This is a genomic window from Moritella sp. 28 (genome assembly GCF_018219435.1).
GTDB lineage: Bacteria > Pseudomonadota > Gammaproteobacteria > Enterobacterales > Moritellaceae > Moritella.
In genome coordinates, this window is the sequence record NZ_CP056121.1 from 2906792 (window position 1) to 2920002 (window position 13211).

General features: G+C 37.5%; 11 protein-coding genes. 5 read left to right on the forward strand and 6 right to left on the reverse strand.

Annotation, left to right across the window (positions count from 1 at the left end; all coding sequences use genetic code 11):
- Window positions 1-17: 17 nt before the first annotated feature.
- The 4 genes from HWV02_RS12865 to HWV02_RS12880 all read right to left on the reverse strand — a co-directional run bounded on the left by HWV02_RS12865 (window position 18) and on the right by HWV02_RS12880 (window position 3800).
- On the reverse strand, window positions 18-449 hold the full coding sequence (locus tag HWV02_RS12865) for a hypothetical protein (protein ID WP_211676202.1): 432 nt from the start codon (window positions 447-449) through the stop codon (window positions 18-20).
- Between the two features lie 4 nt (window positions 450-453).
- Window positions 454-1116 carry a response regulator transcription factor gene (locus HWV02_RS12870; protein WP_211675843.1) on the reverse strand — a complete coding sequence of 221 codons (663 nt, stop codon included), beginning with the start codon at window positions 1114-1116 and terminating at the stop codon, window positions 454-456.
- Between the two features lie 107 nt (window positions 1117-1223).
- Entirely contained in the window at window positions 1224-1928 is a 705-nt protein-coding gene (locus tag HWV02_RS12875; protein WP_211688070.1) for an exonuclease domain-containing protein, read from the reverse strand.
- Window positions 1929-1955: 27 nt separating this feature from the next.
- Entirely contained in the window at window positions 1956-3800 is a 1845-nt protein-coding gene (locus HWV02_RS12880; RefSeq protein ID WP_211688072.1) for a DUF294 nucleotidyltransferase-like domain-containing protein, read from the reverse strand.
- Between the two features lie 280 nt (window positions 3801-4080).
- On the opposite strand from HWV02_RS12880, the gene HWV02_RS12885 reads away from it, so the two are divergent.
- The 5 genes from HWV02_RS12885 (at window position 4081) to HWV02_RS12905 (ending at window position 10357) form a co-directional block, all read left to right on the forward strand.
- On the forward strand, window positions 4081-4332 hold the full coding sequence (locus HWV02_RS12885) for a DUF4212 domain-containing protein (protein WP_045110219.1): 252 nt from the start codon (window positions 4081-4083) through the stop codon (window positions 4330-4332).
- Window positions 4333-6069, forward strand: a complete 1737-nt coding sequence (locus tag HWV02_RS12890; protein WP_211688073.1) for a sodium:solute symporter family protein — start codon at window positions 4333-4335, stop codon at window positions 6067-6069.
- Between the two features lie 441 nt (window positions 6070-6510).
- Complete coding sequence (locus HWV02_RS12895) at window positions 6511-7320, forward strand: polysaccharide deacetylase family protein (protein ID WP_211688075.1); 810 nt, start codon at window positions 6511-6513, stop codon at window positions 7318-7320.
- Window positions 7321-7325: 5 nt separating this feature from the next.
- Window positions 7326-9230 carry a methyltransferase domain-containing protein gene (locus tag HWV02_RS12900; protein ID WP_211688077.1) on the forward strand — a complete coding sequence of 635 codons (1905 nt, stop codon included), beginning with the start codon at window positions 7326-7328 and terminating at the stop codon, window positions 9228-9230.
- Window positions 9227-10357 carry a glycosyltransferase gene (locus HWV02_RS12905; protein WP_211688079.1) on the forward strand — a complete coding sequence of 377 codons (1131 nt, stop codon included), beginning with the start codon at window positions 9227-9229 and terminating at the stop codon, window positions 10355-10357. Before HWV02_RS12900 ends, HWV02_RS12905 begins: the two co-directional genes overlap by 4 nt.
- A 1-nt stretch (window position 10358) precedes the next feature.
- On the opposite strand, the gene HWV02_RS12910 is transcribed toward HWV02_RS12905, so the two are convergent.
- Window positions 10359-12152: a right-handed parallel beta-helix repeat-containing protein gene (locus HWV02_RS12910; RefSeq protein WP_211688081.1), complete on the reverse strand. Its 1794-nt coding sequence runs from the start codon at window positions 12150-12152 to the stop codon at window positions 10359-10361.
- A gap of 32 nt (window positions 12153-12184) precedes the next feature.
- Window positions 12185-13207, reverse strand: a complete 1023-nt coding sequence (locus HWV02_RS12915) for a hypothetical protein (RefSeq protein WP_211676210.1) — start codon at window positions 13205-13207, stop codon at window positions 12185-12187.
- Between the last annotated feature and the right edge of the window lie 4 nt (window positions 13208-13211).

Below are 13211 nucleotides of genomic sequence, written 5' to 3' on the forward strand. Positions count from 1 at the left end.
AGGTATATACAAAACGACTAAAGCGAGGTTTCAAATTCGCTAATGTAATCGCCACCTTTAATTGAAGCGATCAGCCTTAATTTATAACTTGTCGAGGTACGGGCTAATTCACGCAGTGGTGTTTGTGCTTGCCAGTAATAATTACTTTGTACCTGAGATAGGGGAAATGCAGTCGCTGTATTATCTTCATCAACTAGGAATAGCACCGCTTCATCAAGAGGGAAAGTAGAATTAACGACAGTTGAACCCGCTTTATCAAACACATTTATTTTAAAGTCACCACTCATCAACACACACCCACCAGCAAGTACTTCACAAGAAGCTTCTGGTATTAATGTGATCAACTTAGTTTTATCCGCATCGTTTTCAATTAAATAATCTGAAGCTATATAGCCCAATACAGCTAATAGTGGCGCGACAATTACTGCCACTTTGGTATGTTTATTCATGCACTTATTCCTTTAAGCTATTGCTATACTCTACGACATCCAACTGACCCAACATCATTGCGGCTTGTGTCCGGTTCCGCACATTTAACTTACGGAAAATCGCACTCGCATGGGCTTTAACCGTGGCTTCAGCGACACAAAGCTTATCCCCGATTTGCTTATTAAGGAGTCCCTCAGAAAACATCATTAATATTCGATATTCTTGAACGGTTAAACTCGCAATCGCTTCATCTGTTGTGCTATTCGTTTCTTCTTTGATTTTTTCATATGAACCAGGAACCCATAACTGACCAGCTAACACCTTGCTAATGGCCGAAATTATTGTTGGTACCGACTCAGACTTGGGCACAAAACCCGACGCACCATGCTGCATTGCTTTACTTATAATAGTTTCATCACTGTAAGCAGAAATAACAACCACAGGGATATTCGGATATTGTTTTCTGATTCGGATTAAATGATCGAATCCATGTGCACCAGGTATGTTTAGGTCCAGCAACAATAAATCAGCATCTACGTTAGCGACAAGGCACTCATTAATACTTTCGACGGTTTCAGCTTCCAGCCAATGTGTCGTTTTAAATTGCTCTTTTAATGCAATCAATAATGCTTGACGAAATAGAGGGTGATCGTCAGCAATGATGATTTTTTCTGGCATTACGTGCATATTCATCCATGCGTTGCTACAAATAATTAACCTCCACTATACATGACACCCTGTAGACAAACTGTGACGAACTTAACTTGCTCAGTTCGAGGTACACGATGACGTAACTAGCTAAAAGCAGTTGAGATCAAAGATTTAAGTTGAGTATTTCCTTTGAGCTCTGAATATTGCATTTTTGCCATAAATAGTTCTGCGGTAGCAATCGCATCGTTCAATGCATTGTGTGCAGGATAGTGTGGTAGGCCATACTCATCACGTAAATTACTGAGATGCAATGTAGATGGCGCATAAGCTTGACTGCATCTATCATGTCGTTTTTTAGCTAATGCTAGCGTGTCGATTATCGGAAAAACAGGAGCCATCCCATAAAGCTTTATACAGGCTTGTTCTAGAAATGTTTTTTCAATTTGTGCATAGTGAACCAACATTGTTTTTCCAGCCAATGCAGTTAATAAGTCTTCGACTACACTTGCCAATGACCGCCCGCTGGCTTTATCTTGGTCTGTAATGGTATGAATCATGACATTCTTCGCTTCGAGTTCACAATGCGCAGCAACAATTTGATGGTAACAACTACCCAACCTAATTTGGTTTCCAGATAATTCAACATAGCCAATACTCAAAATATCATCGTGTTTTGCATTTAGCCCTGTGGTTTCAAAATCGACAGCTAAAATATCACTGTGCATAATAGGCTTATCAAGATCGATAATTGGGACACTCAAATATTGTTTCAGCGCCCCTTCTGGCGCTTTAGTTAATAATCGCTTTCGCTGTGTTTCTAGACTAAAGAAAGATTGTATAAGATTCATCTCACATCCTTATTGATTGACCTACGGCTAAACCATTTGACGATAATTTTGCATTGCTTTTACAACTTTAAACGCATCTTTTAAATGTTCACGCTCTAACCGAGAGATTTCTTTTGGTAACAAATAGCTATCAGCCTCTTCACCTCTTTCGATCTGCTTGGCTTGATGTTCTGCACGTAACATACCTAACAATTCAAACGCATCAATTAAGTTAGCCGATTCTGTTCGACTTAATGATGGCGTACCCGCCGCCAATTTTAATCGCATAATCGTATTTACATCTTCAATGCCCTCCGCAAGTGCATAAATACGAGCCAGATTAATAATCGGAGCAAGACCGTTATGTTTCAGGTCGAGACCTTTTTTGTTATTGCCATCATGAACAAGTACAAAATCACGAAAGAAACCTAATGGCGGTTTTTGTAATAATGCATTACGCGATATATGCGCTAAAAATAAAGTGTTCTTTTGGGTTTGTATGAGCATATTACGACGAACATCTTGCAATAATGAACTATCACCATGCACAGTGGCGAGATCAAAAAACACGCAGCTATTCAACAATGCTTGAGGCTCAGGTTGCGTCACCCAATCGGTAAAGTACCCTTGCCAAACTTGCTTTTTTTGTCGCCACAGCTGATTTGTCGCCATAATATTACCCGGGCAATAAATATAACCGCAGGCCGCCAAGCCATCACAAATAAAATGAGCGAAAGCTTCAAACCAGCCTTCTTGTTCAGGCGTAGCATGATCAGCAATGATTAACGCATTATCTTGATCGGAATAAACAAGTTGTTCCTGCCGCGCTTGTGAACCCGTACACAGCCAAGCATAACTTACCGGTGCCACTCCTAATTTTTGTTCAGCTAATTCGATCAAACGGATAGTAAAAGCCATCGTCAGCGCACTGATATTTTTACCTAAATAATCTGCGCTAGCCCCCAGTTTAGCCATGCTTACCTGCAGTTTCGGTAACATCGAACTAAGTTCAACCAAGGCCGCGACAGAACTGGCTTTATGGATCACCGAACTTAAATTTACGGCATGATGGCCTTCTTGATTCATTAAATCCGTGGCCGTTAGCATTCCAACTAACACCCCATGATTTGTCACTGGCAAATGATGAATTCGCTGGCTTATCATCAATGCTAAAGCGTCATGTCCACACAGGTTGATATCAATTGTCGCCATTTTATCAGTCATGATATCTGTCACCGGACCATGACTACTCAGTCCTTTAGCAACACAACGTCGTCGTATATCTTTATCTGTCACTATCCCCGCAGGGCTGCCATTAGCCATGATAACCAAACAAGATACATTTTTTTCCGTCATGTATTTGGCAGCATTTTGAATACTTTCTTGGCTTGATATCGTAATGGCAGGACTATTGTAATAATCCATAATTGGCGCATTGGTCAGACTAGACGCTATCAATGCAGATTCACTTACCGCCCCCATTTTATCCTGTAAGCGCTGTGGAGCCGTTTGTAATAAAAATTGCAACGCATTAGGATAATCAATCAGTAATTCCTGCAATGCTTTAAAATCAATTGAGTAGATCAAACTATCTTCTTCAATCCGTAAGCTTATCTGTAATTCATCTATATTTTTTTGGCATAATACGCTACACAAATCACCCTCAGAAAACTTAGCCTGAAGTTCGTTTATCTCGTTGTAATAAGCCACAACGCCCTTTTTAACCAGATAAAGTATGACTTGATCGTCACGCTTTGTTTCTAATGCTGATTGATTTCGGTAATAACCAATTGAGACGTGTTTAGCAATGAGGTGACAATGCTGATCGCTTAACAAATTAAAAGGAGGAATAGTTTTAATAAAATCAACAATGTCGTTTAATGCTGCATTCATACCTCAATCCCTACCCGTTAATCAAAGAACACTAATTAAAGTCTACACCACTTGGTTTGTATGTTTAGTTTTAACCTATCTACCTCTAAATCGTCAACGCCATAAATAATATATAGACGAAAGTTGTATAGGGTTAATTTTTAAAGGTTGCTAGATTTACAACATGCTAGTTGCGAGCACCAAAAATTTGTCATTCAAGTTAAGGACAACTTATTACGGTAATCAACCACTATCTAATTTTACTTACTAAGATTTAATCGTTTTTTTTGGGAGAAAGGATATGGAACAAGAAAACGCCTATTGGCAAGCTAATATACGACTCATATTAACGTGTTTAGTTATATGGTTTGTCGTGTCATTTGGCTGCGGTATTTTATTCGTCGAACAGTTGAATGAGTTCAGACTTGGCGGATATAAACTTGGTTTCTGGTTCGCGCAACAAGGTTCAATTTATACCTTTGTTGGTTTGGTTTTTTGGTATGCAGTGCAGATGAATAAACTGGATAAAAAACATAACGTTGAGGAAGAATAAATGAGTGAATTAAAACTCTATACCTATATCGCCGTATTTGGTTCATTTGCCATTTATTTTGCCATTGCTTGGTTTGCCCGCGCCAAAACAACCAGTGATTTCTATGCTGCCGGTGGTGGTATTACACCATTACAAAATGGTATGGCGATCGGCGCCGATTGGATGAGTGCTGCGTCATTCTTATCAATGGCAGGTCTTATCGCCTTCCTCGGTTACGGTGGTTCTGTCTTCTTAATGGGTTGGACTGGTGGTTTTGTACTGCTTGCAACCTTACTTGCTCCCTATATGCGTAAACATGGTAAGTTTACTGTGCCAGAGTTCATTGCCGACCGTTATGATTCCAAGACTGCACGTATCGTTGCAATTGTCTGCTTAATTGTCGCGTCAGTAACCTATATCATCGGTCAAATGAAAGGGGTTGGTGTTGCTTTTTCTCGTTTCTTAGAAGTTGATTACGACCTAGGTTTAGGCATAGGGATGATTGTAGTATGGGTTTATGCGGTACTTGGTGGTATGAAAGGGATCACTTATACCCAGATCGCACAATATTGTGTACTTATCTTTGCCTATACCATTCCAGCAGTATTTATTTCATTACAACTGACTGGTAATCCAATCCCTCAACTCGGTTTAGGCAGTACGCTTGCTGACGGCAGTGGCGTGTATCTACTTGATAAAATCGACATGGTCGTTACCGACCTTGGATTTAAGCAATACACTACTGATAACATGGGTGGCACATTAAACATGTTCGCTTACACCATGTCACTTATGATCGGTACAGCGGGTTTACCCCATGTAATTATGCGCTTCTTTACCGTACCAACAGTGAAAGATGCACGTGCTTCAGCAGGTTATGCACTCGTATTCATCGCGTTACTTTATACTGTCGCGCCTGCGGTAGGTGCTATGGCACGCTTCAATCTAATGAACACTATAGAGCCAACTGCTGGTCAACCGCTTGAATATGAAAAACGCCCACAATGGTTTAAAGATTGGGAAAAAACCGGTTTATTGAAATTTGAAGATAAAAATGGCGATGGTAAAATCCAATATGTTGCAGACCCAGTCAAAAATGAAATGGTTAAAGTTGACCGTGACATTATGGTACTCGCGAATCCTGCCATTGCAAATTTACCAAACTGGGTGATTGCACTCGTTGCTGCGGGTGGCTTAGCGGCTGCACTATCAACAGCTGCGGGTCTGTTATTGGCTATTTCATCAGCCATATCACACGATTTAATGAAAGGCATAATAACACCAAATATGTCAGAGAAATCGGAACTTAAACTAAGTCGAATAGTGATGACAATTGCCGTTATTGTCGCTGGCTACCTCGGGCTTAACCCGCCTGGATTTGCCGCGGGAACCGTTGCCCTCGCCTTTGGTTTAGCAGGTTCGTCATTATTCCCAGCGTTAATGATGGGTATCTTCTCGAAGAAAATTAATGGTCATGCCGCGGTCGCTGGTATGTGTTCAGGTTTAGGTATCACTATGCTGTATGTATTCCAACATAAAGGCATTATGTTTATCCCTGGCACATCATTCCTCGGTGGTATGGAAGAAAATTGGTTCCTGGGCATTTCACCAAATGCATTTGGTGTGGTCGGTGCGATTGTTAACTTCTCAGTTGCTTTCATTGTGACTAAAGTAACAGGTGATGCACCATTACATATTCAACAACTGGTTGATAACCTACGCTTCCCTCGAGGTGCAGGAGCCGCAGCAGACCATTAGTCACAGACATCTAAAACACAGTGAGGTTAAATAAAAAAGCACTGAGCGTAAAACGTTCGGTGCTTTTTTAGTCCAATAATCGGTCTTTTAAAAGCAAAAATAATCAAAACGAACTATAGTTAATACTCACTATAATACATTGTCAGAGATGCCTTTTTTTGGAAAAGCCACTATTCAATGGAGCTTATTTAATAAATGGACCTAATAAAGACGCTATTTTTAAAGGCTACTTTTAACCTTGGTATTTATTCTATTTTTCATTATATAAATAGGCATAAAATTACGATTTTATACGCTCATAGTATTATTGATATTGAACGTACTAAATCATCGTGTTGGCAACCGTTACGCACACAACATAACACTAAAGAACTCTATTTCACCCTTAAAACCTTGAGCAAACAATATCAGTTCATCTCGCTAACAACAGCAATTAAAATATTGAAAAAAGAGATAAAACCGATCGATAATGCCTTAGTGATCACCTTAGATGATGGTTATTTAAATAACATTGAAGCCGCTGCTGTCATATTTTCTCGCTTTAACATTCACCCCACTATATTTGTTTCCACGGACCATACAGAAAATAATGTTCCATTTTGGTTTGACAGGCTTGATTACGCATTGCAACAAATTAAAGAGAATATCTTTACAACAGAACTACGACAAGAAAAATTCATATTTGATTGTTCATCACGGGATAGCTTAAAAAAAAGTTATGCGCTATTCCGGAATAAAATAAAATCTGATTTTGATTGCGATAAAAGAATGCGGAATTACCTTAAACAGCTATCAACGGAGATAGAGTTGCACACAGGCAAAGCCTTAAGCCAAATAATTGAACAGGACAACTACGTAAAATTAGCCTCATGGCAACAGCTTAAATATGCTCAGCAACAATTAAACTTTGAAATTGGTAGTCACACAGTAAACCATGCACGACTAGCCTTAGTAGATAAAAAGACGCTAGATAACGAATTATTTGAATCAAAATATCGGATTGAGGATAAACTCAACGTAGCTTGCGACACCTTTTGTTACCCAGATAATAGCTATAAATCAGCCACCGAGAAGTTGGTCAAAGAGTATTACCAATGTGCCTTAACCACCGACACACAGCTAAATAAAGTTGGAAGTAACATGATGCGCTTGAAACGCTTTAATTTACCAACAGACCAAAACCCCCTCAAAATTTTATTTAAGGTTTCTGCATTACGCCAATTTTACAAAATTACCAGCGGGGATGATTAGCATTTATGAAAATATGCATAGTAGCAAATAATGCTTATGGCGCATTAACTGGTGAGGAATCTGGTCACATCGGTGGCGTTGAACGTCAAACAGCCTTATTAACGGAATGGTTAATGGCACGTGGACATCAAGTATCAATCATCACATGGAATGAAGGCGGAGAAGAACCGGTCGAATATATCAATGACATTAAGATAATTAAGCTTTGCAAAGTCAGTGACGGACTGCCTATATTACGTTTTTTTATTCCTCGCTGGAGCTCGCTTATTACCGCATTAAAAAAAGCCGATGCAGAGGTTTATTATCATAACTGCGCCGAATATGTTACAGGGCAAGTTGCGCTTTGGTGTAAGCAAAATAATAAACCATTTATATATACGGTCGCGAGTGACGCTGATTGCGATATTAAGTTACCAAATTTAAAATCTAAACGTGAAGAGTATTTATTTAAATATGGCTTAACACATGCCAGCCTAGTCATTACACAAACTAAAGCTCAGCAGGTTCTTCTTCAGAATAATTATGGCATTAGCGCTGAGGTTATCAATATGCCAGGCACCCCCCCTCGTCAAACACCTTCTTTTAATCGTAATAACTTGTTTAATAATAAAAAGGTCATTTGGGTTGGTCGTTTACACAAAGTAAAAAGAATAGAATGGTTAATTGATATTGCAAATAAAATGCCTGATATTCTATTTGAGGTTATTGGACCAATAGATGATAAATCTGATTATATTAATGAAATTTTACCTCGATTAACAAAAGCAAACAACATCAATTATAAGGGAAAAATAAGTCGCCTCGACATGCCAGATATATATCAAAATGCAACAATATTGTGCTGCACATCTATTTATGAGGGGTTTCCTAATACTTATTTAGAAGCATGGAGTTATGGCGTCCCAGTGATTACAACAATTGATCCTGATGACATCATAAAAGATAAGCAATTAGGTTTTCATGTGACAGAAAAAGATAACTTCCCTGAACACATAAAAAAAATAATGCAGGACAAAGAAAAGTGGCAATTGGCATCATTTAACAGCCAGAAGTATTATTTAGAAAATCATGATCAAGAACATGTGATGAAAAAATTTGAGAATGTATTTCAAAATATTTCATCATATAAAGTTAAGAATCACTTTAATCAACAAAGTGATATTTGGTCCAACTATTATAAAAACCACGCAGTCACTATTTCCCACTTAGATTTACAGCATCGCTTAATCCATTGCCAGAATATGCTAGCAAGAATTAGCCTTATACAAGTAACGCCACGATTACTAGACATTGGCTGCGGATCTGGCGATAGTTTTTCAGCTATTAAAACATCAGGCAACTGGAGAATAGAAGGTATTGATATCTCGAATAAAATGGTCAAAGAGGCAAACCTTGCCTATCCCGATATCAACGCGCAGGTTGCCAATGCGATAGCCTTACCTTTTTCAGATAGGACCTTTCAGGTTGTAGTGTCTTTAGGTGTATTAGAATACATACCAGAATACAAGCAAGCTATTCGGGAGGCATCTAGAGTATTATCACCACAAGGAAGTCTGATTATCTCTATACCCAATAAGCAATCAATATTTAGACAGTTGCGTAGATTAGAAAGTATGATAACTATACCGCTAAAAAACTTAATTTCTCGTAAAAAAAATAAACAAAAAAACGAAAAAATATTTCACCGACAATGGCATCAAAAAGCATTTATCGATGTTCTACAACAACAGCAATTTTATATTGAAAATATTGAGTACTGCACATACGCGTTGCTCAGCCCTAAGTTAGAAGAAGCCACAGCCAATATCAAGATGTGCCAATGGCTAAACAAAAAATTATCGAACAAATTAGTGCTTAATAAATTCCTAGCCAACACTATTATCATTCATGCAAGGGTTATTAATTCATGAAAACTAAAGTATTAATAGTGATTAGCAATATGGAATTTGGTGGCGCCCAACGCCAAGTTATTGAACTCGTCAACAATATTGATCAAACACGGTTTGAGATACACGTTTGCTCACTTTCTGAATATGTCCCACTTGCAGACCAGATGAATAAGGATACTCCTCTACATATAATTCATAAAAAAGCCAAGTTTGATTTTTCCGTAGTGTTTAAGTTAGCGAAGCTAGTTCGACAATATAAGTTCAATGTCATTCATAGTTACTTATTTGACGCTGAAATTGCAGCTCGGTTAGCAGGTAAACTGTCCTGTACAGACATAAAAATTATTGGTTCAGAGCGTAATACAAATTACACTCTAAAACCGATTCAAAAAAAAGCATATAAGCTAACCAAACACCTGGTATCTGATATCATTGCAAACTCTCAAAGTGGCGCTAAATTCAATGCATCACAAACTGGACAGCCTTCACATAAATATCACGTAGTTTATAACGGTGTAGATACCAAGCGTTTTAAACCACAAGATAAATTAAAGATGAGAAGAGTATTAGGAATAGACCCCGATTGTAAACTTATAGGTATGTTTGCAAGCTTCAAGCAACAAAAAAACCACCCTTTTTTGATTGAAGCCTTAGAGCAAGTGAAAGCGCAGGGGATTAGCTTTAAATTGTTACTCGTTGGCGATACTTTATATGATGGATTGCATGGTTCAGACCACTATACAACCGCAGTTAAACAACAGATAAAAGATTCGGGGTTTTCGGAAGATACTATCTACCTAGGTAACCGAGATGATATTGAGCAAATTTATCCCGCCTGTGATTTCACTGTTTTGCCCTCATTATTTGAAGGTACACCTAATGTTGTACTAGAATCAATGGCTTGTGGGGTTCCTGTTATCGCAACTAATGTTTCAGATAATAAAAAAATAATAACGGATACCCTGAATGGTTACATTATTGATCTTAATAACACCGAACAACTAAGTAATAGAATTATCACTTTATATGAGGATAAAGAAAAACTTGAGCTAATGGCGATAAAGTCTAGGGCTCAAATAGAGCATTTTTTCTCTTCTAAAAGGTTAGCGGAAAATACGCAGCTAATTTATTGTAATAAAGTACTTTAACCTATTTACCGTCTCCTAACACCATAACTTCAACCATTGTTGGACTTGAAGGCGTCTTGACACTTTCACCTGAACCACTCTTTGTTTCAAATGCTCCAATGTCATATACTGTTGTGCTAGGGCTTAAAAACGGCCTTGTGTTACCAAATAAATCCAGGCCTAAACTAATCCCATACTTTGCTTCTAGTTCATTCATTATAGTGCTGACATCAGATCCTGAATTTGCCACAACAGAATAATCAGGAACAGAAATTAATGAATAAGTAGAAGAAAAAGATTCAGAAGGGGGCTTTCCATCGCTAAAAAGAATTACCAAGTTTAGTTCTTCTGCAGACAAAATCTTTAGATTTTGCTTAGGATCAATATTATAAACACACTGGAGACAATCAGAAAATTTATCACCTCCAATATCCCCCCCTTTCCATAAAAAGGCAGCATCTACACCTTTTGTATAAAATAAATTAGCCGCAAGAAAACTTTTCTTATCATTTGTACTGCTACCCGAACTAATTTCGTAGCCATCTAAAGCCGCTCGAAAAGCAAATACATTATTTTTCACATCATATCCCGATCTACCACTCGCCAACTGAAGCCCAATATCATAGTCCAAAATTGTATTATCCAATATGCCAGCTCGCCCAGTACCTCTGAAATGTATTGCAGCTCCAGAGGAGTAAAGACTTGCAGGCTCCCAAGTTTCACTGTTTCCATGATGAATATTATAGATTACATTACCAATCAACCAAATATTTTCCCCAGAAGTAACTACAACACCATTTTCACCACTATGAATTCTATTATTAACAATCGTCACATAAGTTGGATTATCATGAACAACTACTACTTCACCAGCTGAACTCCCAGATCTTTTCACATCATATAGAAGGTTATTTGCAATTATTACATTATCAGATTCTTTAACATCAATCGCATTTTCACCATTCCCATGTAGCTCATTATCCGCAATATATATACCACTCACTCTATTCACATCATTTGTGGATGCTATACCGACTAATACCGAATCTCCACCAACATCATAAATATGGTTATTAACGATCCATACACGATCAACATTAATACGAGGCATAACACCTACATAATCATCTTCACCATACTTTTCTGAATCGCCAAAGTTTGAAATCGTATTTCCATAGACTAAAAAGTCATGAAATCTATTATTTGTTGACCCATAAATAGAAATAACAGACGTTGCTCCAACAGCATCACCTTCCCCGACAAAAGTAGAATTACGAATCACAGCATGATGTAAATGACTATCTCCATATACTCTGAATCCAATTGTTTTTTTATTAGTATCATATTTTAGATTTTCTAAAAAAACATAACTACCCTTTACTATCGTTTCCCCTCTAATAAGAGCAGGCTCATCAATTGAGGGCCCCCGAAACCAAACAGGGTTATCAGCGGTTCCATTTGCCTGAAAAACTATTTGCTTACCTCCAGTATAAGGCCCACCATGAATTTCAATATACGCCCCTTCATCATAAGTTCGCTCTGGTATAGTTTTACGAGGTTTAGCTGGATAACCAAATTCATTATTTGTATCAGTAGCATTCACATCTGAGTTATCAATATAATAGTAATTTTTTATTTCATTCTTAGCCCAGCGACTAGGAGGAATTGGAGCGCTAATATTAATTGGATCGATTCCGCCCCAAAAGTCAGAAATTGGGGGGACAGCTTCGGTTAGTTTATAGGGTTCAGCTGCATTTAAGAATAATGGAAAGAAGAGCGTGAAAAATATATTTATTTTTACAATTTTAAAAAACATATATTGCCTCATAATAAAATATCTAACTAAAATCAATCCAGATATTTATTTTTTTCCAAAATATCAGCTAAAGCTTTACCTACTATTTGATTACCTATTGGTGTGAAATGTCCGTCGGACTTCTCCCAATATAAAATATTTTCATTATAATGATTAAAGTCTGTTATTGGATTATAGACCAAAATATCAACCAACCGGACATCGTCAGGAAATGTTGACCGAAAGTGAGTTTTCGAAGAAAAACGGGGTATATCTAAAACAATAAATTTGGCACCAATATCATCAACTTCTTTTTTTATTTCTAAAAGTAAATGTATTGCGAGTTCATTTTTTTTGTCTTCTGTTGAAAAGTTATTTCTATTATCTTCTTCACTAATTTTTGGTTGAAATTCAAAATAGGAACTGATTTCTTCATAAGAATTCTTTACCATTTCAGATACTAACTCTCTTAGCCAACTATATAACTGAGAGTTACTTGCAATAAACTCATATATTTTAAAACTAAAAAGATACTCCCTTAATTTAACAGCGGGTAAATAACTATCATTCACCTGGATTAAACTTCCATTCATGATATTAAATAAGCCAGACCTGATATTATCTGCATAATCCGTTCCATGCCAACTGAGCAAAACGATATCAGGATCATACTTCTTCCCCTCTTCCCTTAACACTATCAACTCTTCAGCAGTCCCATGCCCGGACACCCCCAAATTAACAATCTCAACATTATGCTTATCTACAATTGAATTTGACATCTGAGAGAGAAAGGTTTCTGAAAGTTGAGCTCCATACCCAAGCATAAATGAGTCACCTAAAGTAACAACTCGGATTACCCCTTCTGATTTTTCATATCTAATATCCTTATCTGAACGAACCCCTTTACTATTAATTTTAACATTGATTTTATACTCCTCAGTTACATGTTGATAATCTGCATTTTGTGTATTACCGCGAATACCATAATCAGTCGCAGATACATAACGAGGCAAAATAGGTACAGGATTTAAGAAGCGAATAAATACTTCTGCTAATACAGCAATATATGCAATCAATAAC